This is a genomic window from Candidatus Nomurabacteria bacterium (assembly GCA_016699365.1).
Taxonomy (GTDB): Bacteria; Patescibacteriota; Minisyncoccia; order Phycocordibacterales; family UBA9973; genus CAZLWF01.
Genome location: CP064973.1, coordinates 649,322 through 670,962 on the forward strand (window position 1 = coordinate 649,322; position 21,641 = coordinate 670,962).

The window sequence follows — 21,641 nt, forward strand, 5'->3', positions numbered from 1 at the left end:
TGATTTTAATAATTAATTTTCTTTATTTTTATCTTTCAATTTAAACATAAAGTATTTCTTCGGATTGTCTGGAAAAAATGACCCTAATACTATGTAGTAGAAAACTCTTCGAATTAACTCAAATATTAGCAAAGTAGCCATAATTGCCATTATTGAATAGCTCAAGGAAGCGATCCAATTTCGGTCGGTATATATAGCCACGAACTCATACTTTCCAGAATTAATGCTTGGAGTACCATACTTAAGTGTGAGCGCCTCGCGAACTGACACAGGAACATAAGATACTTCGGTAGATGATTTAATAACATCAACACATAACTCTATAGCTCTATCTACATTGTGTGCTCCTAAATTATCACTAAAGGCGTATATTCCACCATTCTTTAATGAAAAAGTTTTTCCATTTGCGCAAGATATATAAGAATTTTCATAATCGAATCGTGGTGCATAAGAATCAAAAACTGCTATAGGAATTCCAACCAGGGCATAAACCAAAATAGAGAAAATGAGTACTTTCATCAGTCTATACCACCATTTACTATTTAAATATTTTAAATCTTTTTTCATATATTTTTTAACTCACACTCGCCATACCGGCACTAATTTCTGATATTTCTTTTGTGATCGCAGCCTGGCGTGCTTTGTTGAACGCTAGTGTCAGATCGTCGATCATCTCCCCAGCAGCCTCCGAAGCATTCTTCATCGCCATCATGCGAGAAGACTGTTCAGATGCAGAAGATTCTAGAATCATCTGGTATACCTGCGCTCGTGCAATCTTTTCAACAAGCTTTGACATAAGAGCGTCGTAGCCCGGTTCGAAGACATAACTTACAGTTGACGGTTCTGAGACTACAGAAGGCTCAGAATCATTTTTACCCAAATGTTCAACAGACTCTTTCACTTCAGTTTTAGATATTGGGAGAATTGGTTTGATTGTTGGTTTGGAAACGAGAGCGGAAACAAAGTCTGTATATGCAATATACACTTTATCAAATGAACCATTTGCAAAATCTTCAATCAAAAGGTTTCCGATTGGTGCAACGTCACGAAGTGTTGCGTTGTCTGGAAGTTCTGTAAATGATGCTACGATGTTTTGTCCGATACGACGAAGCGCTGCTTCTCCTTTTTTTCCAACAGCAACGAAACTCAGATTAACTTCTGTGTCGTTTTTTATCATATCAATAACACGTCGGATGATCTGTGCATTGTATGCACCACAGAGTCCACGATTGGATGAAATGAGAACAACAAGAACATTCTTGACCTCGCGCTTTTTGAGTAGCGGATGCTCGCTTTCTGTTGAAATAGCAGACAAAGACTCGAGTATTTCCCATGATGCTCGTGCATATGGACGAGCAGAAAGAGTTGCGTTGACTGCACGCTTCATTTTGGAAGCAGAAACCAGCTCCATCGCTTTGGTTATCTTCTTCGTGTTTTTGACCGATTTGATTCGGCGCTTAATGTCTAGTGATCCTGCCATAAAATTAGGAACCTACTGAAAATAATAATATTATTCCTGCCACTGCAAATACACAGTTAACAGTTGAAACAGCCATCAATGTTATATCTTCTTTTATACGTCCAACATTCTCAGTCTTTCGCACATAGTTTATCAGGAACTTAATTACTCCGGTAAGCGAAAAAATAATAGTTAAAACTAATAGAGAAATTAGCGCAAGGAAAAGTAGGCGTACCAAATCGCCAAGTTCATCTTGTTTGGCGAGCAAAAAAGTAAAAGACAATGATTCTGCAATCCAGAGAATCATAAGTCCAATATTAATTTTTAGCAGTCCGTTTTTCATATCAATTTATCCTTGGTATAAATATTATCTAATTACTTGCTTACAGTAGTCCAGAGGATTATTTCTTTCTATTTTACCTATATTTATCCAATCAATTTCTTTTGATATATTAGTAATGCATTCCTCATACGCCTTAAAAATAATCTTTTGATTAAAATAAAATCCAATAATTGCACAAATTCCAAAAAACACTGGTAATCCAAGAATAAAAATTTTAAAAATAATATCTTTATAATTTTTCATAAAAATAATTAATTAAACGTACTCTTAAAACTCTCAATTGTTTCTTTTAATTTAGCTTCACTTGCATCCTCCCACATTTTCTTCTCAACAACATCAGCAATAAATTCTTTACAGTTTGCTTCTACATAGTCGATAAGCCCTGCTTCAAATTCCTTGATCTTTGCTACAGGGATCGTGTCCATATATCCACGTGTGAGTGCGTAGAGAGATACCACTTGGTGCTGGACGAGCATTGGTGAGTATTGTGTTTGCTTCAATAGTTCAACTGCGCGACGTCCGCGTTCGATTTGGTTACGAGTGGCTTGGTCGAGGTCTGAACCGAATTGTGAGAACGCTTCGAGTTCACGGAACTGTGCAAGGTCGAGCTTGAGTGTACCTGCAACTTTCTTCATAGCTTTGATTTGAGCAGAACCTCCCACACGTGACACAGAGAATCCGACGTTGACCGCAGGACGTACACCTTTGTAGAAAAGATCGGTTTCCAAGAATATTTGTCCGTCAGTAATAGAGATCACGTTTGTTGGGATGTATGCAGAGATGTCTCCAGCTTGAGTTTCGATGATAGGAAGAGCTGTGATAGATCCGCCTCCGTGTTCCTTGTTTCGTCGACACGCACGCTCCAAAAGTCGTGAGTGAAGGTAGAAAACATCTCCAGGATACGCTTCACGTCCTGGTGGACGGCGAAGAAGAAGTGAGATTTCGCGATATGCAACTGCATGCTTTGAAAGATCATCGTAGATAATGAGTACGTCTTGTCCTTTGTGCATGAAGTATTCTGCAACAGTCACACCTGCGTACGGTGCAAGGTATTGCATCGGAGATGGATCAGATGCTCCAGCTGAGACGATAACAGTGTAGTCCATCGCCCCTGCTTCACGTAGACGAGTCTCGAGTGCGCGAAGTTTTGAATCTTTTTGTCCGATAGCGACATACACACAAGTCATATTCTGACCACGCTGGTTTAGTATTGCATCGATAGCAATAGCGGTCTTTCCAGTTTGACGGTCACCGATAATAAGTTCGCGCTGTCCTCGTCCAACTGGTACGAGTGCGTCGATAGCCTTGATACCTGTTTGCACTGGTTGGTCGACTGACTGTCGTGAGATAACACCCGGAGCAACAGATTCGATAGGCATTGTTTTTTCAACTTTAAAATCACCCTTACCATCGATTGGCTTTCCAAGTGGATCAACAACACGTCCAATAATACTGTCGCCTACTCCGATTTCAAGAATACGCCCTGTAAGACGAACTTCCTGGCCTTCTTTGATACCAGTCTGACTTCCTAGGACGATAATACCCACTGTGTCGTCTTCAAGGTTTAGAGCAACACCAGTTGCACCACCTTCAAAAGTAACCATTTCTGACATTTTAACTCCACGAAGACCAGACACGCGCGCGATACCGTCACCGACTTCGAGCACTGTTCCGATTTCTTCACGAGTAACATCACCATGGAAACCGGCGATTTCACTTTTCAATTGTTCAATTATGTGTTTTGTGTTGGACATATGTTTATTTGGTTAGTGCTTGTCTAAATCTGTTTATTCGACCACTCAAGCTTGCGTCAATCAGGTACTCGTTTGTTTTTACTTTCCATCCCGCAAGAAGTGTTTTGTCTATTTTTTTATCTACTTCTACATCATCTGCTCCTACTTCTTTTTTAAAAATGCGAATTATTTCTTTTTCATGAGACTCGGATATTTTTTCAGGAGTTATAAGTTTCGCATACACTATCTTTTGTTGACCCGATGCGATTTTCTCAAATTTGGTAAGTATACTACCAAGCTTACCGAGCATCTTTCTTTTTTTTAGAAATCGCGCGTATGTATGTACTATCTTTGATACATCTTCTACGCTATGTCCTTTTGATACTTCGTACAAAATATCAGCGTATTCTGTTGTGCTGTGTTTTTTCATCCTTAATTAAATTCTTTTACTGCTTCATCTGATATTTTTGATTTGATTTTTTCATCCATAACAGTGCCCAGTATCTTTTCTGCACTAGATACTACTAAGTTCGCCAATTCTTTTTTGGCTTCAACTATCATCTTTGCTTTCTCTGCTTCTAATTCCATACGGCCGTTTTCAACTAGCTTCTGTGAATCAAGAGTTGCTTTTACTATCAGATCCTCACGGACTCTCTCTGCATCCCTCTTTGCCTCTGATAAGAGAACCTGCGACTCCTTGCGAGCTTCGGCTATAACTTTCTTGTATTCTTCTTCAGTTTCAGAAAGAAGTTCTTTGTGCTTTTTTGCATCAGTAAGACCACTTGCAATCTTTACGCTTCGTTCATCCATGAGCTTACCGAGAGGCTTGATTGCAAACTTGTATAAAACAATAATCACAATCGCAAAGTTCACCATCTGCGCAATGATAAGTTTCCAGTCTATATGAAATGTGTCTATAAGTGCGTCCATTTTTATTTAAATTAATTTATACTTCTCCGTAATAATCTTTAACTCTTTTTACAAATTCTTCGATATCGTCTTTATGCAACATATAATCATGATATGAACCAGTCCCTGTACCATTTTTATCGAAAACATTTTTAAAATTTAAACCCTCACCAAGAAACTCATACTCTGAATCAAGTTTGTCGACAAGTCTACTTATGTATTCAGTATCTCTACCACCCAGAAGTCTGTAGGCTATATCAGCAAGCTTTACAAAACCCTCTTCATCATATACTAGGCCTTCTTTTGTAAAATTTTTATTTGTCTCGTTTTCTCTAACCATAATATTAGTCTGCAATTAGCAGGTACAGATCTACGATCTTGATTGATAGGACCATGATCGTAAACCTAAAATCTACTAACTAGATTGAGAACGCAATAACGAGTGCGTAAATAGCGATAGCTTCTGCGAAAGCACAAGCCAAAAGCATAGGAACAAGTATTTTTCCTGCAGCTTCTGGGTTTCTTCCTATAGATTCCATAGCCTTTGAACCAATCATACCAATACCGATCGCAGGTCCAATTGCTCCGATTCCTATTGCAATCGCCTTTGCGAGTGTGTCTATTCCTTCCATAATATAGTTATATGTTAATTTATAATTTGCTCCACTTAAGTGGCTGCGCATGCTCTACGATATTCATAGAGTATGCGCAAACACCTATGCGTGTACTTGCTTTGGTGACTCATGATGTTCGTGCTCGTGCTCATCATGATCTTGTGATGCAATAGTAAAGTATACGAGCGTAAGCATTGAAAATATCAAAGCCTGTATTACACCAACTAGTATTTCTAAAAACAAAAATGGTACTGGTACGGCATATGCAACAAGCGCTGCCATAGATGCGAGCAAGACTTCTCCTGCAAATACGTTTCCAAACAAACGAAAAGATAGAGATGCTATTTTTGCAAATTCACCTATTATCTCAAGCACTCCAACAAAGAATGTAATTGGCGCAACAATCAAAATGGTTGGTTCGTGGCGAACCTTTGTAAATATATGCCCCAATGCCTTTAAATTAACATATTTGTTGAACATTTTCCACCCACCTATTGTGATGATACCGAAAATATTTGCACCAATAACTGCTATTATCGCAAGAGCAATTGTCGTGTTTATGTCTGCTGTTCCGCCACGTAAAAATGGCACAAGAAGGTTCTCTCCGTGATGCTCTACAACCTGACCAACAGAACCTGAACCAGGTAAAATTCCTAGCCAGTTGTTTATAAGAACGAAGAAGAAAAGTGATATAGATAATGGAAAAACTTTTTTAGTAAGTTTGCGATCATTTGTAACCTGATCTGCTAGACTAAGCGCTCCTTCTACTATGATTTCAAAAATATTTTGTAATTTTCCTGGAACTTCTTTTAGATTTTTTCTTAATAGAACTGACAATATTACAATTATCAAAACAGCACCCCAAGAAGTTACAAGAGAATTTGTAATAGGAAATTCTTTTATACTTCCAATAGGCTCTGCAAAGAGAGTTATTTCGTGAACAATCTCCTCGCTATGCGAAGTAGATGATTCATCCAATATTTCCAATTCAGTATTTATATTGGTTGTTTCTGTAGCTACTGACATTTTATTTTATTTCTAAATTAACTTTATTCTCATTTTCAATATCTGCAATCGCCTTCTTGGACTCTCTGACTATAAAAATTAGAGAACTAACAAAAGCTAGGGCAATAAGAGAAAAGAAAAAAGTTCTACCTGTAGAAAAATAATTGTCCAAGAATTTACCTAGTAGAACCGCAATAATTATCGGACCGGCTATATAGCCTGATACTCGAACAAAAAACAAAACAGCCCCGCGCCACCAAATAGTATTATTTTTTTTATCCTTTTCTATTTGTGTACTGTTTTGATCCATTATTTATTTGAATAGTTTAATTTTTTGTTTTTTATTACTGTCATTGTGATCACAGATAATTTACTCGTCACCACTCGTAAATTTCTGCGATCCCGCCTCCTCGACCCCGTCGGGTCTGCGGCTCTCACAATGTGCCCCACACATTGTGAGCGTGGATGGAATCGGACCATCGACCTCTGTCTTATCAGGACAGCGTTCTACCACTGAACTACACGCTCAAAACCCAATCTTTGAATTAAAAATGCCAAATGACTGGCGAAAAAACTATAGCAAAAAAAGCTCATATTAGCAAACAAAAAACCCTCACTTTCGTAAGGGTTTTTTGTATAAAAGCTTAGAACTCGCGTCTTTGTGGTCTGAAACCTCCTGAGCGTGCTCCGCCTTGTGGTCTATCACCTAGAGGACGTGCTTCGCTAACAGTTAGATTGCGTCCACCGAAATCTTTGCCGTTAAACATTTGGATAGCAGAATCTGCATCTGCGTCTTGATCCATCTCAACAAAGCCGAAACCTTTTGAGCGACCAGACATCTTATCCATGATAATTGTTGCAGATAGAACTGCTCCTGCTTGCTCAAAATGTGATTTGAGCTCGTTGTCAGTTGTACTATAAGGTAAACCTCCAACGTATAATTTTTTTGCCATACATTGCATCACGCTCCCATCTTGCGATAGTGCGGACAAACTACTCTAGGAAACCTAGAAATTAATAAAGTACTCACAGCACTGTTACTTAAAACGTTGAGGTTTAACCCCCGAAACGAACAAGACTAACTAGACGCGAGAATACGTTTAGAAATATACCACAGTTGTATTAAATGAACAAGTTATTCCTCTTCCGCATCTCCTACGGTTCCTGACATAAGACTATCTACAATCTTATCAATATTTCCAAGCATTATGTTCGGTATATTAGACCAAGACTGCCTAATGCGATGATCTGTAACACGATCTTGTGGGAAGTTGTATGTGCGAATTTTCTCACTTCTATCCCCTGTTCCAATCTGACTTTTTCTATCTGCTGAATATTTTTTTGCATCCTCTTCTTCTTTCATTTGCTCCAATTTTGCCGACAAAATAGTAAGAGCTTTCTCGCGATTCTTCAACTGAGTTCTTTCAGAAGTACATCTCACATCTATTCCTGTAGGTTTATGGATAAGACGAACTGCAGTCTCAACCTTGTTTACGTTTTGTCCTCCAGCTCCTCCTGAACGGGAATATTCCATATCTAAGTCTGCCAAATTAATTTGGAATTTAATCTTCTTTTTTATAGGCAATACTGCAACAGAAGCAGTTGAGGTGTGTATTCGTCCATTCTTTTCGGTAGCAGGAACACGTTGAACTCTATGAACCCCAGTTTCATAACGAAGTTTTTTATATACATCATTACCCCTAATCTCGAAAGAGGCTTCTTTGTAGCCACCAGTATCATTCATTGATTCATAGTTTTTTGTCCAACTCCAGCCTTCTTTTGCTGCGTATCGTTCATACATTTCAGCAAGCTGAAATGCAAACAACGAAGCTTCGTCACCTCCTGCTCCAGCTCTAACTTCAAGTACGATTTCATTTGGGAATTCCTCTTCTTCAACTTCTCGCGCGAGTATTGATTCGATCTGTTTAAATAAACCCTCTTTTTCTATACGAAGTGTTTCAAGGTCGTTTTCTGCAAGTTCTTTTAGACTCGGATCAGAATCAAGCAACTCTTTTACAGATGCTTCGTTCTCCTCGATACGCTCAAGACTTTCAATTAGAAAACTTGTTTTGTAATCCTTCTTCAATTCTTCTCGATTTATTTCCATAGACTTATATTAACGTCCTAAATACAAAAAAGAAACCCTTTTGGCCTCTTTTTTGTATAAATTAATTTTAGTTATTTTTTTGCAGCACTTTTTAGAGCACGCTTCTTGAATCTATCAACACGTCCAGCCGTATCTAGAACCTTTTCAGTTCCAGTAAAGTATGGGTGACATTGACTACAGATTTCAACAGTAATTGCTTCTTTTGTTGAGCCTACAGGAAAAGACGCTCCGCATGCGCAAGAAACAAGTGCGTTTGTATAGTGTGTTGGGTGTATGTCTTTCTTCATATCTGAGTACAATAGCACGATTTTATAAACCTTGCAACGGGTCTATCATAGTTTCTTGGATAGTAGCCGCCTTGACCATAACCTGGTTTCCATAGAAGGAGTTTGCTGGTGAAGCTGCGTCACAAGATCTTCCAGAATAGTATCTACAAGCAGCATTTCTTTCAGCTGTATAGGTTTTTGCATTTGCACCCAAATCTCCTAGATATATAGATGAAGCCATAAAAGCATCAGCTGGATTCCATGGGTCAGGTACAGTTTTTCCTACAGCAGCACCGATTCTAGCCTGAAATAGCGCCCATGTTGAAGGTATAAACTGCGCAGGCCCCATAGCTCCTCCATAACCGACTGTCCAAGGACAAGAAACTCGAGTTTTATACGGATCTCTTCCCAATGCTTTTGTAATATTCAAAAATGGAGTAACATCACGAGTTGGTTTCATAACATTTAAAATAGTAGTTCCAGTATTTGCACCTACACCAGCCCCAGTCAAAGGATCAGACAAATAACATGAACCGACGTTTTTACCCAAGTTAGACTCCTGAGTCAAAATCGCCAACACAAAGGCTGGTCTCACACCTGTTTTCAAAGAAGCAGCCTCTGCGTATTTTAGAGCATCACCGAAAGGAATTGCACCTGTATCACGAAGAGCAAAAAGTGCACTACGAATTTGCGCAGCTTTTTTCTGTCTCTCTGCTAGAAGTGCCTGGTATTCTTTTTCTTTGTTTTTACTAATTGAGAGAAGTTTTTGTTTCTCACTTTCAGATGTCTCAACTTTACGCTTAGCGCTTTCTATCTCTGCTTTTGCATCAAGCTCTTGATCTTGTTTCTTTCTCAACTCTTCTTTTTCATTTACAGTTATACCCTTCACCTCTTTTATCTCATCTACAGATTCTTTTATAGATTCTTGGATTGAAGAAAATGTATCTACGTCGTTATAAAAATCTGAAACAGTAGAATTTGTAAGTATCACATGCACAAAATTTGCATCATCAATTTGATGAGTCTTTCTAATTAGTTGAGCTAAAGATTCTTTAGTTTTGAAAAGTTTGTCATCTAAGTTGGTTATTGTTTTATTCTTTTCGTTTATTTCGCTCGTTAACTTACTTATAACCAAGTTTTTTGCTTTTATATTTAACTTAGCTTTTTCAATTTGAGTAGTTAGCACTTTTATGTCACCAGATATAGATGCTGACTGACCTTTTTGACTATTTAGTTCGGATGTCTTTTGGGCTATTTCTGCCTCCAGTTTGGCCAATTCTGCTTCCAAAACCTTCTTTTGGTCTTCAGCTATAGAAAGCTCTGAGGCGTAGACAGTATTTGGACCCGCCGCATAGAAATAAGGTGATCCGACCAAGCTAATCAGAGTTAAAATCACTATTATTTTTGAGGTTATGTTCTTGAACATGTGGGTTATATTATAACATAACGAAAAACCCACCTGTCTTGTGACAAGTGGATTTCTTTTTGGTTCAAAAATATTATTCTGCTCCCTCTGCTCCTTCCTCTTCTTCTTTCTTGCCCTTCTTTTCAACTTCAATTGCTGATAGATCGATTGGAGCTTCTTCTTTTTCTTCTTGCATAGGAGTAACTAACGCCACAACTTCATCTGGGGAAGTAACTAGAGTAACTCCACTTGGTAGAGATACATCTTTAGCGTGTATTTGATCGTCGAGAGTCTTTAGAACACTCAAGTCTACGCGCAATTCTTGTGGTAAATCTTTTGGTAGAGCACTTATTTCTATTTCGTACATAACCTTTGCTAGAGTTCCTAGACCATCCTTTACAGCATCTGAAACACCTTCAAATTCTATAGGAACATTTACAGTAACAGCCTTGTTTGTATCGATAGCAAGAAAGTCTACGTGTATAGGAGCGCCACTAACTGGATCAGTTTGTAGATCGTGTATAAGTGTAGCAACTTCTCCATCTGGAGTTTCTAGTGTTACCTGTGAAGATTCTCCTGCTTCTCTCCATACTTTCTTAAACGCCTTCATATCTACTGTTATTTACGTTGCCTCTTTTTTGAAACCATAAAAAACAGCTGGTATTCTACCCTCTTTTCTAATATCTATTAGTTTGTCTCCCGCCTTGCGAGCTAATGCATTAAGTTTAAACATATCTGGATAGTATACTCAAAAATTAAAATTGTAAAGCTTTTCTTAAGAAGAATGCTGGGTTATGGGCTGTTTTGGGTCAATAATATGGGTTTCTAGGTAGTTTTTGTCCTCAAAAACCTTCTTGTGAGGATTGAATATACCTTTGGGGTCAAACGTATTTTTAACTACCTCAAAAAGAGCACAGACTTCTTTGCCATACATTTTTTTCAAAAATGGTGTACGAATCAGGCCGTCATTGTGCTCTGCGTCTATTGAACCATGATATGAAAGCACGAGCTCGTAAACTTTCTCTGAAAGCTCTAGAATTACAGGCTTAGTTTTTGGATCATTGAAATCCATAAGTGGAATTATGTGAAAATTCCCATTACCAGCATGTCCTGCAATTGTATAAGTAATTGTAGGATATTGATTCAATAATGTGTTTAGTTTTGGGAGAAATTCTGGCAGATGTTCTGGGCGCACAATAATATCATCAATGAAAGGTGCAGTTCTCCGACCCTTAACATGCTTGCGAAGTAGTGCAAAACTATCTCTACGTATTGTCCAATATTTTTCCGCTTCTTGGATACTTTTTGTAACACGTCCACGTAATTTAAATGGAGTGAGTTTATTCAGCACATTTCTACATTTAACATCCAATTCTTCTTCGGTGCTACCAGTGTATTCAATCAATAAAATCAATTTTGGAACGCCACCTGTGAGAACAAGCCATAACTCAGGTAGAAAAGATAAGCCAAATTTTATAGTTCCAAATAATCCTTTGGTTTTTATAAAATCCATAAAGAATCTTACAGCTAGCATAAAGGTCTTGTTGTCGTAGCTTTCTACAGACTCTGGGTTTGTCTCAAGTATTGTATCTACAATCTCGCCGAGATTGTCTAGCTTGTCTAAAAATACTACTGCCAATTTAGAAGCAGAAGGTTTTTCGACTAGATAAAAAGTTATCTCTGTGTTTATACCAAGAGTGTCCTGAGAACCAACCAAAAGTTTAGTGAGATCAAATATATTTTCCTGTTCGTTTGTATTTTTCTTTAAAACATTCCAGAGATAATACCCTGCTGAATTTTTTGAAACATTTGGTCGCGCAGCATCGATAAGCGCCTGATTGTTTTCTATTAAATCAAAAACTTTTTTATGAATTTGACCTTCTATATCTACTTGAGCAATTTTTGAATAAAGTTCTCTGCGATTTTCTGGACCAACTGTGTATGTGTGTCCATCAGAAAAAACAGTTCGGAGACTTGCAACATAGTCCTCAGTCTTTCCATAGCGAAGAGTTAGCTCCCCACCAGAATTATTTCCAACCATTCCTCCAACTGCGTTTATGCTTTTAGACGCCGTATAGCAAGGTAGTAAAAGATTCAATTTATCTGCTTCTATTTCAAAATCTCTATAAAAACATCCAGGTTCAACAACAGCCTTACCTACAACTGTCACCGGTTTCGCTCCAGGAAAGAGAGGTTGAATAGTAAACGGGATTACTCGTTCAATCTTTTTGATTTTATTCATGTACTTTGTAAAGTCCATGATTATAGATTCATTGAGTGGACCGCCAGACATACAAGTACCTGCCGCACGCGCAGTAAGCGAAAGATCGGGATATTTTGCCTTGTTATCGTTTACCCATTGAACCAAGTTTTCTATATCCTTTTCGTTTTTAGGAAAAACGACTAGCTTTGGGCGTACTTCGAACAAACTCGCATCGTGCGAATATTTCGTAAGTACTTCATCACTGTCTTCAACATCGCCCGCAAAAAACTTTTTTATTTCTTCTTTCATTTGGATCCTTCTATTATATCTAAAACATCTTTTGCAGAATTTTCTCCAATAAATTTCTCAAACAAATGGAGATTGTCTAGATTGTAAAGTATAGCTACAACAGAAATTATTGATACCACGAATGCGGATTTTAAAACTGAACCAAGAAGAAAGCCAACAGAAGGAATAACTGTAACTGTTGCCAATAGTATAAACATAAAAAAGAATATCAAAAACCATTGAAATACGGGAATACGTTCTTGAAAAATCATAACCATATTTTTTCGCAAAACCTGACAATCACTCAAGTTTGAGAGTACTCTCCCTAGAGATTGGTTACGTAAACTTTCTTGCTTGTTATTTCCTACTTCTTCTTCTAAAATATCGTGCATTCTGGTTATGGTATTGGATTTGTGAGTAAAGTGATAATCCCAAGATTTGGAATCTACAACTTTTTGATAATGATCTTTTATTATTTCTCCAAATCTATCTTGGATACTTTTTGAAATATTTCCAGAAACTCTATATATACCTGACATCTTACCGTCAAAAGTACTTATAATTTCTCGTATTTTTGTATATCGATTCCCTTGTCTGGTTATGAAAAATCCAGTAAAGATTGAGAAAAAGAAAGTTGTAATAGTTATAAAAACTCTATCTGTATTTTCAGCTCCAACCGGCACCATAAAGTATATATATGATAGAACAATAAAAAGTAAGACTAGGATTATTTCGATTTTATTCCTTATGTGCATAATTATTGTAAATGATTAAATAATTTTAATCTCGCTTCTACTACTGCCTCGATTGCATCTACTGCTGGTCCTAAAATCTTTGCTGGAGTTATTTCGTTTGGATTTTCTTCTATGGCTTCTTTTACTTCATCTCTGAAGGCGAGACGTATCTCTGAGTTTATGTGCACAACTGAAACCCCAGCCTTGATTGCATTCGTAAAGTCCTCATCTCGAAGACCTGAACCACCGTGCAATACAAGAGGAATCTTTACTGTGTCTTTTATTTCTTTCACCAAGTCTGCATCTATATGAGGCTTGCCGGATTTTATAAGTCCATGGATAGAACCAACAGATGGAGCGAACATGTCCACTCCTGTCTCGTCAACAAACTTCTTTGCGTCTTCAGGTTTAGTCAAAACTCCAGCACCCTCTGGAATAGAATCTTTTATATCTGAACCAGAACCTATGTAGCCGAGCTCAGCTTCAACTAAAATATCTCGGCCAGTATTTTTACTAACCTCGCGTGCATAATCTACACACTGTTTAGTTATTTTTACATTTTCATCGAAAGATAGCTTTGCTCCATCAAATATAACCATATCAAATCCTGCATCTATACAGACCCTAACTGATTCGAATGATCCGTGGTGATCAGCGTTCAAGAAAATAGGATAATCATCGCGTTCGCGAATAGTTTTTACAAGTGCGGCAACCTCTTCGATTCCAGCAAATTTTTGCTCCCCTTCTGAAACTCCGATTATAACTGGTAAATTTAATTTCTTTGCTGCATTGTATATTCCATGCAATGCCTCTAGGTTTGAAATATTGAAGTGCCCTATAGCAACTCCCTTCGTATCAGCATCTTGTATATATTCACGTAATGTTTTCATATGCACAGTATACCCTATAGAATAATCAGCTCAAACTCTGTTATAATATCCATATGTTATTTAGTAAAAAACCCTATGACTTTGTCGCGATCGGAGATATTGTAACCGACGCATTTATAAAACTAAAAGATGCATCTACACACTGCAAGCTCGACCAGAGTGCATGTGAGCTTTGTGTGCGCTTTGGAGACAAAGTACCATTTGAATCTGTAGAAATAATTCCTGCTGTTGGAAACTGTGCAAATGCGGCCGTATCTGCAAGTCGACTTGGTTTAAAAAGTGCTCTAGTGTCAACCGTTGGAGATGACCAAAACGGAAAAGACTGTCTGATGGCTCTAGAAAAAAATGGAGTTTCTACAGATTATATGCGCACCAATAGTGAATTCCCAACAAACTATCACTATGTACTTTGGTATGACGTGGAGCGAACAATACTTGTAAAGCATGCACCATTCCCCCACTCTCTTCCAAAAAATATGCGAGCTCCAAAGTGGATATATCTAACATCTCTCGGTGAGAATTCTGTAGAATTTCATGAAGAAATCGCAAATTATTTAAAATCTCATCCAGAAACTAAGCTCGCATTTCAACCGGGAACTTTCCAAATAAAACTAGGAACTGAAAAACTGAAACACATCTATTCAGTTACGGAAATATTTTTCTGTAACGTAGAAGAAGCACAGAGAATTCTAAACTCAACCGAAACAGACAAGTTGAAACTTATGGACATGCTTCACGTACTTGGACCAAAGATAATCGTAATGACTGACGGGATAGCGGGTGCATATGCACGAGAAGAATCTGGAACAAGCTGGTTTATGCCAGTATACCCTCACACACCTTTTGAGCGCACTGGAGCGGGTGATGCTTTTGCTTCAACTATCGCAAGTACAATTGCTATGGGTAAAAGTCTAAAAGAAGCTCTGTATTGGGCACCTATAAACGCAATGTCAGTAACACTACAAGTCGGCGCGCAAAAAGGACTATTAACAAAAAACAAAATCGAAGAGCTTCTCGCACAAGCACCTAGCGACTACAAACTCAAAAACCTGCGTAACTAGTTTGACCAAACTAGAATTTCCTAGTATAGTTTTAAAAAAGTAAAAAGATGGGAGAACTTACAGAAGGTACATTGAAACGCCTTTCTTTTGATTCAGCAGAAAGAGCGATAAATTTTTGTATAAAAAGTAGCGAGGGAAAGACTCATATAACTGGAGGAAGATTCAAAATATTCCTTCCTTATATTGAATCTATTGGGGAAAACCTACCCTTGCGATGGAAAGAAATAAACAGAGATATCGTATGCAAAGAAGCAATTTTAAGAACGCTTCTAAGAGACATCGACACTGAACTGGAAATCCGAAAAGTGTTGATATGGCATCTAAATGATATAAATTTATTTCGTGATATCTGCGCAATGAAAAAATCGCATCTATCAAAAAAAGAAACAGCTAAAGCTGAATGCCTCGACTGGATTCTTGCGGAGCTAAATATATCTCGGCAATATCTACAAGACGAATTAAAGAAAATAGAAGAAAAAATTTTTTCTATGAAGTCTACTCAAGAACGTTCCCATAATACACTTATGGAAATGCGAAATAGACTTCTAAACTAAAAAAAGGTCCCATTTGGGACCTTTTAATTTATCTATTCAAAACTTTTTGTATTGCGTCTTTTATAGCTTCGCGTCCCATACCATAGTGCTCTATGAGCTCAAGAGGCGTTCCTGACTGACCAAACTTATCTTTTACTCCGATAAATTCTATTGGTACTGGGAACTCCTCTGCGAGTACTTCCGCCACAGCTGAACCCATACCTCCCATAACCTGATGTTCCTCTACAGTCACGATATGTTTTGTTTCTTTTGCGAGCGCTATGATTCCACTCCTATCTATCGGCTTGATTGTTGCAAGATTCATCACTTTCACTTTTATTCCTTTTTTTTCTAAATCGCGTGCAGCGAGTATTGCATTTCGAACAAGTGCACCAGTTGCGATCACACCAACATGTGCGATGCCGTCTGGTTCATAAAAGATTTGTGACTTACCAATTTCAAATGGAGTCTCATCTGTTGTCATAATACCAGTCTTCTCACGAGCAAGGCGTAAGTATGCAGGCTTTCCAAGCTTCGCAAGTGCCAAAGTTGCTTTGCGAGCCTCTGTTGCGTCACATGGCGAAATTACAACCATGTTTGGCATCGTGCGCATGATAGCCATGTCTTCGATAGCCTGGTGCGTTCCACCGTCTGGGCCGACAGAGATTCCTGCATGACTTCCGACGATTACCACCGGTCGATCATTGTAAGCGATAGTAGTGCGTATCTGTTCCCAGTTTCTTCCAGGAGAAAACATTGCATAACTAGAGCAAAATGGAACCTTCCCCATCGCAGCCATACCTGAAGCAACAGTTACAAGATTTTGTTCTGCTACACCAATCTCTACAAATCTTTCCGGAAATTTTGCCTTAAACTTATCCATCTTTGTACTCTCAGTCAGATCAGCACAGAGCGCTACAACATTTTTATCTTCTTCCCCAGCTTTTACTAAGCCATCACCAAAGCCAGAACGAATTGGAATTTGTTCCACATCATCATTGAAAAGTTTTGTATTCAGTTTTAATTTAGGATTTAACATTTTTAATTTTCACTTACAAAAGTAAATCTTTCTATACTTTTTCCATCTATATCTTTTTTACCTAAAAAATTATCTTTGTTCCTACAGTATATTCTCCAGCCTGTATGCGCTAGATCAGTAAGTCTCTCGTAAACTACAACATCTGTCAGGTCCGCGTCTTTAAATTTAGCAAGAGTTACTATCTTGTACGTATCTCCTTTGTAGTGTTTCCAAATTTGTCCAGGTTTAATTTCCATATTATTGATGCTCACTTTTAATTTTCCCTCCCAAAGTTCGAAGTTCTTTTAATGCCATATCAGCCTGCTCCTTGTTTGGCGGAATTCCATGCCATTTGAAATCTCGTTCAAATTCTTTTACACCTTTACCTGGAATTGTACGTGCGATTATGATTGATGGTTTTTCATAAACTGCTTTTGCTTTCATGATCGCAGACTCCATCGCCAAAAAATTATGTCCATCTACTTCCTGAACATGCCAGTTAAAACTCTCGAATTTTTTTACCAAATCATCGAGCGGCATTATGTCTTCGGTATATCCATCTATTTGAATATTATTTCTATCAACTATAGCGATCAGATTGTGGAGTCTTTCCTTTGCACCAAGCATCACGGCTTCCCAATTGTTTCCTTCGTTTAGCTCACCATCACCTAACAAGCAATAAAAATATTTATCGCTTCTGTTAGTGTTGTCTATTCTATCTGCTATTGCCATACCAACTGCTTGCGAGAGCCCTGAACCAAGAGGTCCAGAACTTGTCTCAAGCCAAGGCATGAATTCACGATGAGGATGGCCTTGCAAGCGAGAACCAAACTTCCGTAAAGTTTTCAATTCTTCCAGAGGAAAATACCCCGCGTGCGCCATAGTCGCATAGTACACAGGACAAATATGTCCGTTTGATAACACCACTCGATCACGCTCTGACCAATCAGACTTTTTAGGATCATGTTTTAGTATATGAAAAAAAAGTAGAGTAAAAATATCACTCATACCTAAAGGTCCAGCAGTATGACCACTTCCAGCTTCTAGTAACATTTCAATTATAGACTTACGAATATCGTTTGCCTTTAATTCAAGCTCTTCGATTTTTTTATCACTCAACATCTATAAAAATATTATAGCATTATCCTAGATCTTTTAGAGCAATTATAACTGCACGAGGATCTTGTGATTTCCAAATTGCAGAACCAACTACAAGTATATTTGCACCTGCATCTATTATCTTCGGCGCAGTTTCTAAATTTACAGAGCCATCTACACTAATAGACAAATCTTTATATTGACTTCGGAGGAGGCGAATCCTGTCTAGAACTCGCTCATCGAACTCTTCACCTTGAAAACCTATTTCATCTATACCCATAAGCTGAACAAAATCTACATGATTCAAAAACGGATATATATCCTCAAGAGGTGTATCCATTCCAATCGATATGCCAATTTTTAAAATTTCACGAGTATACACATCGATCGCTTCTATAAATTCCTTGAAAGCGCCAGGTTCAGAATTTTCAGCCTCTAGATGAAAAACCACCCTCTTTGCACCCATTTTTATAAAAGTATCAAATTGTTTTTCAGAATTCCTAACCATCAAATCAAATTCGAAATCTACTCTATCCCAAAAAGGTAGTCCTTCTTCTTCAGCGAGAATCTGCTCAAATTGATAATCATCGTTTCCGTTATACGGCCAAGTCTGATTTGGAACAAAATCTCCATCCATTAAATCTAGTTGAATAGTAGAAACAAGATCAGAAACTAATCCGATTTTTGACTTAATATCTTCTATGCCCTTCGGCATAATTGCAGGAATTATTTCTACACTCATATTATTCTTGGTCAATTTTATTAATTCTTCGTACATGACGCTCGTCACCTGAAAAAGGTCTATCGAGCCAGAGCTTAACCGCTTCCATAGCTTCACTTTCAAGTATCATTCGAGCTCCGATAGACAATATATTTGAATCATTGTGTTCTCGAGAGAGCGCTATAATATCAAGTGGACCTCCATAATAAACACAGGCCCGAATTCCTTTTACACGATTTGCAACTATAGCCTCCCCTTGTCCAGAACCGCCCAAAACAATTCCACGAGACAGAGCTTCGTTTGCCACTGCTACGGCAACAGGTTTACACATATCAGGATAATCATCTTGTGAATCATACGTATCAGAACCTAGATCAATTACCTCGTACCCGAGCGAAGTGACAAAGGGCTTTAATTTTTCTTTTAGCTCAAAGCCTGCGTGATCTGAACCTATGTATATCTTTTTCATAAATAATTAATTCGTATCCTTTGGATAAGTCTCACTCACTATATAATCTTCTCTATCCAATGGACCACTATCTTTTAATTTAAATACCGTACCTAGATCAACAGGTGATACATTTTTCAATAATTTTTTTATTTTTGTAACCCCATTTTCATCTTGCTCCTCTATGAATTCAATTTCATAACTTATGTTTAGTTTTGGGTTAAAATATTTTTTTACCAAATTACCTCCACCTTCAACAGTTTTTAGAACCTTCATAGGCACCTTGAGCTCTTCGCTTGTTGTATTTATTGGTTTTGGTGCTTTTTTTAAATTAAAATTTAATCCCATCATATATATTAGTTTAATGTTTCTTCTAAAATAATCTTATTACTAAACCCACCTTTCTTTTCAAATTTTTCTAATCTCCTAAGTTCTATTTCTTTTTTGGAAAAACCTTTGTAAGCACAGATCGCATCTACAACTTCTAGTACATCAGCTACCTCATCAATATTCTTATCTTTAGCCAGCTCAGATGCTTCTTCTTTTAATTTAGCAAACAGTTTATCTTCATATTCTATATCATCTGCTATATGTGTTTTAAATTCAACTCCGTTACTAGCCAAATGTTCAGGGATCAGATCTCTAACAAGTTTGTCATAAGAAATCTTTACCATATCTCCTATTTGAACTGCAGATATATTTTCCGAAACAGAATCATCTTTTTTAGATGAAATAGTTGGAACAAGGGATATAAAATAAGACAAGATATATGAATTTACAAGCAACAAAAAAACCTCGAGTAAATTCCTGTTTGTAGTACTTTGAATTAACTCAGAAAAAGAATTATCTTCGCCTTTATTGAATATCACAAGTAAAATCAATCCGCTCGCAACAAAAACGGAAAGCCAAGTGATCAAATGTTTTTTTGTGGGATGTAAAAATTTCATCTTTATTTGTTATTCTAAAATTTCTTAAATACCACCTTTTGTTTCTATTTTAATTTCCAGACATTATAAAGTAAGACCGCTCCCAACAATACCTCAAAAGCTCTCAACCAAATACTATTTGTAAATAAATCACCAAATGGTTGCATTGCACCAGTTACACCAGCGACAATAAAAGTCAGCGCTCCGATAATTGATAGAATTTTTATAATTATGTTCATGTGTTTTTATTAGTTAATAAAATTATTCAATCGTCTCCCCTGTCTTGATCACATGATCCACAAGTGTGTATGTGTACCCCATTTCATTGTCATACCAACCCATCACTTTCACTAGATTGCCACCAACAACACGAGTTAGTTCCAAATCTGCAATAGATGCATGTGATTCACCAAGTATGTCACTTGATACAAGTGGTTCATCTGTAACTGCAAAAATATCTTTCCACCGAGAATCCTTTGAAGCTTTCACTAAAATTTCATTTACCTCCTCGCGAGTAGTATCGCGCTTCGCAATAAATGTAATATCTACTATAGATCCCGCTGGTACTGGAACGCGGATTGATATTCCATCAAATTTGTTTTCCAAAACAGGAAAAGCTTTTGTAACTGCAATTGCGGCTCCAGTGGAAGACGGCACGATGTTCTGCGCAGCAGCACGACCTTCGCGTAAATCTTTTTTACTTGGACCGTCTACTAGCGCCTGAGACGCTGTATATCCATGCACTGTGTTTAAAATAGCTTTTTCAATTCCTATAGATTCATGCATGATAGCAATAAGAGGACTAGCAGCATTTGTAGTACAAGATGCATTACTAGTTATATCGCATGTTCCAAATTTGTCTTCATTTACACCAAGAAGTATTGTTTCGCCAGGAGCAGATGGATCCTCAGATTTTGCAGGAGCTGAAATCACAACTTTCTTTGCACCTTGGTCTATATGAAATCGTGCTTTATCAAAACCAGCAAACAATCCTGTAGATTCTACTACAACATCTATACCTAGTGGTCCCCACGGAAGTTTAGAAGTATCTTTTTCTGATATAAACTTCACTCGCTTGCCATCTATAATCAAGTCCGCACCATCGACTAGAACTTTATGTCCCCAGTTTCTATATACAGTGTCGTGGCGGAGTAAATACGCAAGACTCTCGATCGAGCCAAGGTCATTTACTGCAACTATATCTATCTCGGGACGTTCCCAGGCAATTTTTAAAAATGCTCGACCAATTCGTCCAAAGCCATTTATGGCAACTCGTGTTTTTTTCATTTTCCTATTATAACACTAGATTATTGTGTTCAATAGTGTGCAATTAGTATTCCTTATAATCAAAAAGAGGCTTATGCCTCTTTTTGATTATTTATCTTCACTTTCTATTGCTCGTTTTATCTCTTTGATATCTGTCTTCTGTTTCATTTCCCTAAGCTCATCATCATCCTCTGGTGATAATCCCAAGTGATCATGGATTTCATCCAACATATTTAATATTCTTGTGATTTCTGCCTCTGCGCGCAAGTTTAGCTCAAAATCAACTTCTTCACGCATATCTGCAATCTTTGATGATCTATTCTGACTCATTAAAACTATGACTGACAAGAAAATTGCTTCGAGGGACACTGTCATTGTAAGAAAAGTAAACGGATATGGATCAAAAGGCACCAAGCCTGGTATGATTCCCATATTCCAGACTATCCAAAATATAAAAACAATAGTATTTATAGCCAAAAACCAGGTCGATCCAAAATTCTCAGTCAACATGTCCGCAAAGCGCCCCATTTTAGTTTTCTTGTCTTTTATGCGAGCACGAAATCCGACAATGGTTTCAGTTTTTGAATTTATTTTTTTATTTGGTTCGTACATAT

31 protein-coding genes and 1 tRNA gene are annotated in these 21,641 nt (G+C 37.5%); 2 read left to right on the forward strand and 30 right to left on the reverse strand.

Annotation, left to right across the window (positions count from 1 at the left end; genetic code table 11):
• Window positions 1–12: 12 nt before the first annotated feature.
• From IPJ63_03750 to IPJ63_03845, 20 genes are all read right to left on the reverse strand, one after another.
• The gene (locus IPJ63_03750) at window positions 13–567 is read right to left on the reverse strand and encodes a hypothetical protein (GenBank protein QQR76582.1); all 555 of its coding nucleotides are present in this window, start codon (window positions 565–567) and stop codon (window positions 13–15) included.
• Window positions 568–574: 7 nt separating this feature from the next.
• Window positions 575–1,480, reverse strand: a complete 906-nt coding sequence (gene atpG, locus IPJ63_03755; protein QQR76583.1) for an ATP synthase F1 subunit gamma — start codon at window positions 1,478–1,480, stop codon at window positions 575–577.
• A gap of 4 nt (window positions 1,481–1,484) precedes the next feature.
• Window positions 1,485–1,802, reverse strand: coding sequence for a hypothetical protein (locus IPJ63_03760; protein QQR76584.1), 318 nt, complete (start codon window positions 1,800–1,802; stop codon window positions 1,485–1,487).
• Between the two features lie 24 nt (window positions 1,803–1,826).
• Window positions 1,827–2,045 (reverse strand): hypothetical protein, encoded by a 219-nt coding sequence (locus IPJ63_03765; protein ID QQR76585.1) that lies wholly within the window; start codon window positions 2,043–2,045, stop codon window positions 1,827–1,829.
• Window positions 2,046–2,053: 8 nt separating this feature from the next.
• Window positions 2,054–3,556, reverse strand: a complete 1,503-nt coding sequence (locus IPJ63_03770) for a F0F1 ATP synthase subunit alpha (protein ID QQR76586.1) — start codon at window positions 3,554–3,556, stop codon at window positions 2,054–2,056.
• A 4-nt stretch (window positions 3,557–3,560) separates the two neighbouring features.
• Entirely contained in the window at window positions 3,561–3,965 is a 405-nt protein-coding gene (locus tag IPJ63_03775; GenBank protein QQR76587.1) for a F0F1 ATP synthase subunit delta, read from the reverse strand.
• A 2-nt stretch (window positions 3,966–3,967) separates the two neighbouring features.
• Window positions 3,968–4,465: a F0F1 ATP synthase subunit B gene (gene atpF, locus IPJ63_03780; protein ID QQR76588.1), complete on the reverse strand. Its 498-nt coding sequence runs from the start codon at window positions 4,463–4,465 to the stop codon at window positions 3,968–3,970.
• 16 nt (window positions 4,466–4,481) lie between these two features.
• Window positions 4,482–4,784, reverse strand: coding sequence for a hypothetical protein (locus IPJ63_03785; protein QQR76589.1), 303 nt, complete (start codon window positions 4,782–4,784; stop codon window positions 4,482–4,484).
• A 79-nt stretch (window positions 4,785–4,863) separates the two neighbouring features.
• Window positions 4,864–5,076 (reverse strand): ATP synthase F0 subunit C, encoded by a 213-nt coding sequence (gene atpE, locus IPJ63_03790; GenBank protein QQR76590.1) that lies wholly within the window; start codon window positions 5,074–5,076, stop codon window positions 4,864–4,866.
• An 84-nt stretch (window positions 5,077–5,160) separates the two neighbouring features.
• Complete coding sequence (locus tag IPJ63_03795; GenBank protein QQR76591.1) at window positions 5,161–6,084, reverse strand: F0F1 ATP synthase subunit A; 924 nt, start codon at window positions 6,082–6,084, stop codon at window positions 5,161–5,163.
• Between the two features lies 1 nt (window position 6,085).
• Window positions 6,086–6,373, reverse strand: coding sequence for an AtpZ/AtpI family protein (locus tag IPJ63_03800; GenBank protein QQR76592.1), 288 nt, complete (start codon window positions 6,371–6,373; stop codon window positions 6,086–6,088).
• A 146-nt stretch (window positions 6,374–6,519) separates the two neighbouring features.
• Window positions 6,520–6,591 (reverse strand) — tRNA-Ile (locus tag IPJ63_03805).
• 116 nt (window positions 6,592–6,707) lie between these two features.
• Complete coding sequence (locus IPJ63_03810) at window positions 6,708–7,016, reverse strand: RNA-binding protein (GenBank protein ID QQR76593.1); 309 nt, start codon at window positions 7,014–7,016, stop codon at window positions 6,708–6,710.
• Window positions 7,017–7,198: 182 nt separating this feature from the next.
• Window positions 7,199–8,170 (reverse strand): PCRF domain-containing protein, encoded by a 972-nt coding sequence (locus IPJ63_03815; protein QQR76594.1) that lies wholly within the window; start codon window positions 8,168–8,170, stop codon window positions 7,199–7,201.
• A 71-nt stretch (window positions 8,171–8,241) separates the two neighbouring features.
• A complete protein-coding gene (rpmE, locus tag IPJ63_03820; GenBank protein ID QQR76595.1) occupies window positions 8,242–8,457 on the reverse strand; it encodes a 50S ribosomal protein L31 in 216 nt (71 codons plus the stop codon).
• 22 nt (window positions 8,458–8,479) lie between these two features.
• Window positions 8,480–9,862: a lytic murein transglycosylase gene (locus tag IPJ63_03825; GenBank protein ID QQR76596.1), complete on the reverse strand. Its 1,383-nt coding sequence runs from the start codon at window positions 9,860–9,862 to the stop codon at window positions 8,480–8,482.
• A gap of 73 nt (window positions 9,863–9,935) precedes the next feature.
• The gene (locus IPJ63_03830) at window positions 9,936–10,451 is read right to left on the reverse strand and encodes a 50S ribosomal protein L25 (protein ID QQR76597.1); all 516 of its coding nucleotides are present in this window, start codon (window positions 10,449–10,451) and stop codon (window positions 9,936–9,938) included.
• 165 nt (window positions 10,452–10,616) lie between these two features.
• Window positions 10,617–12,353: an FAD-binding oxidoreductase gene (locus IPJ63_03835; protein ID QQR76598.1), complete on the reverse strand. Its 1,737-nt coding sequence runs from the start codon at window positions 12,351–12,353 to the stop codon at window positions 10,617–10,619.
• On the reverse strand, window positions 12,350–13,087 hold the full coding sequence (locus IPJ63_03840) for a hypothetical protein (protein QQR76599.1): 738 nt from the start codon (window positions 13,085–13,087) through the stop codon (window positions 12,350–12,352). The genes IPJ63_03835 and IPJ63_03840 overlap by 4 nt, the downstream gene beginning before the upstream one ends.
• Window positions 13,088–13,089: 2 nt before the next feature.
• Window positions 13,090–13,956, reverse strand: a complete 867-nt coding sequence (locus IPJ63_03845) for a class II fructose-bisphosphate aldolase family protein (GenBank protein ID QQR76600.1) — start codon at window positions 13,954–13,956, stop codon at window positions 13,090–13,092.
• Between the two features lie 53 nt (window positions 13,957–14,009).
• Between IPJ63_03845 and IPJ63_03850 the strand changes: the two genes are divergently transcribed.
• The gene (locus IPJ63_03850; GenBank protein ID QQR76601.1) at window positions 14,010–15,017 is read left to right on the forward strand and encodes a carbohydrate kinase family protein; all 1,008 of its coding nucleotides are present in this window, start codon (window positions 14,010–14,012) and stop codon (window positions 15,015–15,017) included.
• A gap of 47 nt (window positions 15,018–15,064) precedes the next feature.
• A complete protein-coding gene (locus IPJ63_03855) occupies window positions 15,065–15,571 on the forward strand; it encodes a hypothetical protein (GenBank protein QQR76602.1) in 507 nt (168 codons plus the stop codon).
• 28 nt (window positions 15,572–15,599) lie between these two features.
• Here the strand turns inward: IPJ63_03855 and IPJ63_03860 are convergent, their stop codons facing one another.
• From IPJ63_03860 to IPJ63_03905, 10 genes are all read right to left on the reverse strand, one after another.
• The gene (locus IPJ63_03860; protein ID QQR76603.1) at window positions 15,600–16,589 is read right to left on the reverse strand and encodes a transketolase family protein; all 990 of its coding nucleotides are present in this window, start codon (window positions 16,587–16,589) and stop codon (window positions 15,600–15,602) included.
• 2 nt (window positions 16,590–16,591) lie between these two features.
• Complete coding sequence (locus tag IPJ63_03865; GenBank protein QQR76604.1) at window positions 16,592–16,825, reverse strand: DUF1653 domain-containing protein; 234 nt, start codon at window positions 16,823–16,825, stop codon at window positions 16,592–16,594.
• Window position 16,826: 1 nt separating this feature from the next.
• On the reverse strand, window positions 16,827–17,690 hold the full coding sequence (locus IPJ63_03870; protein ID QQR76605.1) for a transketolase: 864 nt from the start codon (window positions 17,688–17,690) through the stop codon (window positions 16,827–16,829).
• 19 nt (window positions 17,691–17,709) lie between these two features.
• Window positions 17,710–18,408: a hypothetical protein gene (locus tag IPJ63_03875; protein QQR76606.1), complete on the reverse strand. Its 699-nt coding sequence runs from the start codon at window positions 18,406–18,408 to the stop codon at window positions 17,710–17,712.
• A gap of 1 nt (window position 18,409) precedes the next feature.
• Entirely contained in the window at window positions 18,410–18,856 is a 447-nt protein-coding gene (locus tag IPJ63_03880) for an RpiB/LacA/LacB family sugar-phosphate isomerase (protein QQR76607.1), read from the reverse strand.
• A 6-nt stretch (window positions 18,857–18,862) separates the two neighbouring features.
• Window positions 18,863–19,186: a hypothetical protein gene (locus IPJ63_03885; GenBank protein QQR76608.1), complete on the reverse strand. Its 324-nt coding sequence runs from the start codon at window positions 19,184–19,186 to the stop codon at window positions 18,863–18,865.
• A gap of 5 nt (window positions 19,187–19,191) precedes the next feature.
• On the reverse strand, window positions 19,192–19,509 hold the full coding sequence (locus IPJ63_03890; GenBank protein QQR77026.1) for a nucleoside triphosphate pyrophosphohydrolase: 318 nt from the start codon (window positions 19,507–19,509) through the stop codon (window positions 19,192–19,194).
• A 317-nt stretch (window positions 19,510–19,826) separates the two neighbouring features.
• Window positions 19,827–20,000, reverse strand: a complete 174-nt coding sequence (locus tag IPJ63_03895; protein QQR76609.1) for a hypothetical protein — start codon at window positions 19,998–20,000, stop codon at window positions 19,827–19,829.
• Window positions 20,001–20,022: 22 nt separating this feature from the next.
• A complete protein-coding gene (gene gap / locus IPJ63_03900; protein QQR76610.1) occupies window positions 20,023–21,048 on the reverse strand; it encodes a type I glyceraldehyde-3-phosphate dehydrogenase in 1,026 nt (341 codons plus the stop codon).
• Between the two features lie 87 nt (window positions 21,049–21,135).
• Window positions 21,136–21,639 (reverse strand): DUF1003 domain-containing protein, encoded by a 504-nt coding sequence (locus IPJ63_03905; GenBank protein ID QQR76611.1) that lies wholly within the window; start codon window positions 21,637–21,639, stop codon window positions 21,136–21,138.
• Between the last annotated feature and the right edge of the window lie 2 nt (window positions 21,640–21,641).

Coding starts and splice junctions, on each gene's coding strand:
- IPJ63_03750 (QQR76582.1), bottom strand. CDS start 567: ATGAAAAAAGATTTAAAATATTTAAATAGTAAATGGTGGTATAGACTG.
- atpG (QQR76583.1), bottom strand. CDS start 1,480: ATGGCAGGATCACTAGACATTAAGCGCCGAATCAAATCGGTCAAAAAC.
- IPJ63_03760 (QQR76584.1), bottom strand. CDS start 1,802: ATGAAAAACGGACTGCTAAAAATTAATATTGGACTTATGATTCTCTGG.
- IPJ63_03765 (QQR76585.1), bottom strand. CDS start 2,045: ATGAAAAATTATAAAGATATTATTTTTAAAATTTTTATTCTTGGATTA.
- IPJ63_03770 (QQR76586.1), bottom strand. CDS start 3,556: ATGTCCAACACAAAACACATAATTGAACAATTGAAAAGTGAAATCGCC.
- IPJ63_03775 (QQR76587.1), bottom strand. CDS start 3,965: ATGAAAAAACACAGCACAACAGAATACGCTGATATTTTGTACGAAGTA.
- atpF (QQR76588.1), bottom strand. CDS start 4,465: ATGGACGCACTTATAGACACATTTCATATAGACTGGAAACTTATCATT.
- IPJ63_03785 (QQR76589.1), bottom strand. CDS start 4,784: ATGGTTAGAGAAAACGAGACAAATAAAAATTTTACAAAAGAAGGCCTA.
- atpE (QQR76590.1), bottom strand. CDS start 5,076: ATGGAAGGAATAGACACACTCGCAAAGGCGATTGCAATAGGAATCGGA.
- IPJ63_03795 (QQR76591.1), bottom strand. CDS start 6,084: ATGTCAGTAGCTACAGAAACAACCAATATAAATACTGAATTGGAAATA.
- IPJ63_03800 (QQR76592.1), bottom strand. CDS start 6,373: ATGGATCAAAACAGTACACAAATAGAAAAGGATAAAAAAAATAATACT.
- IPJ63_03810 (QQR76593.1), bottom strand. CDS start 7,016: ATGGCAAAAAAATTATACGTTGGAGGTTTACCTTATAGTACAACTGAC.
- IPJ63_03815 (QQR76594.1), bottom strand. CDS start 8,170: ATGGAAATAAATCGAGAAGAATTGAAGAAGGATTACAAAACAAGTTTT.
- rpmE (QQR76595.1), bottom strand. CDS start 8,457: ATGAAGAAAGACATACACCCAACACACTATACAAACGCACTTGTTTCT.
- IPJ63_03825 (QQR76596.1), bottom strand. CDS start 9,862: ATGTTCAAGAACATAACCTCAAAAATAATAGTGATTTTAACTCTGATT.
- IPJ63_03830 (QQR76597.1), bottom strand. CDS start 10,451: ATGAAGGCGTTTAAGAAAGTATGGAGAGAAGCAGGAGAATCTTCACAG.
- IPJ63_03835 (QQR76598.1), bottom strand. CDS start 12,353: ATGAAAGAAGAAATAAAAAAGTTTTTTGCGGGCGATGTTGAAGACAGT.
- IPJ63_03840 (QQR76599.1), bottom strand. CDS start 13,087: ATGCACATAAGGAATAAAATCGAAATAATCCTAGTCTTACTTTTTATT.
- IPJ63_03845 (QQR76600.1), bottom strand. CDS start 13,956: ATGAAAACATTACGTGAATATATACAAGATGCTGATACGAAGGGAGTT.
- IPJ63_03850 (QQR76601.1), top strand. CDS start 14,010: ATGTTATTTAGTAAAAAACCCTATGACTTTGTCGCGATCGGAGATATT.
- IPJ63_03855 (QQR76602.1), top strand. CDS start 15,065: ATGGGAGAACTTACAGAAGGTACATTGAAACGCCTTTCTTTTGATTCA.
- IPJ63_03860 (QQR76603.1), bottom strand. CDS start 16,589: ATGTTAAATCCTAAATTAAAACTGAATACAAAACTTTTCAATGATGAT.
- IPJ63_03865 (QQR76604.1), bottom strand. CDS start 16,825: ATGGAAATTAAACCTGGACAAATTTGGAAACACTACAAAGGAGATACG.
- IPJ63_03870 (QQR76605.1), bottom strand. CDS start 17,690: ATGTTGAGTGATAAAAAAATCGAAGAGCTTGAATTAAAGGCAAACGAT.
- IPJ63_03875 (QQR76606.1), bottom strand. CDS start 18,408: ATGAGTGTAGAAATAATTCCTGCAATTATGCCGAAGGGCATAGAAGAT.
- IPJ63_03880 (QQR76607.1), bottom strand. CDS start 18,856: ATGAAAAAGATATACATAGGTTCAGATCACGCAGGCTTTGAGCTAAAA.
- IPJ63_03885 (QQR76608.1), bottom strand. CDS start 19,186: ATGATGGGATTAAATTTTAATTTAAAAAAAGCACCAAAACCAATAAAT.
- IPJ63_03890 (QQR77026.1), bottom strand. CDS start 19,509: ATGGTAAAGATTTCTTATGACAAACTTGTTAGAGATCTGATCCCTGAA.
- IPJ63_03895 (QQR76609.1), bottom strand. CDS start 20,000: ATGAACATAATTATAAAAATTCTATCAATTATCGGAGCGCTGACTTTT.
- gap (QQR76610.1), bottom strand. CDS start 21,048: ATGAAAAAAACACGAGTTGCCATAAATGGCTTTGGACGAATTGGTCGA.
- IPJ63_03905 (QQR76611.1), bottom strand. CDS start 21,639: ATGTACGAACCAAATAAAAAAATAAATTCAAAAACTGAAACCATTGTC.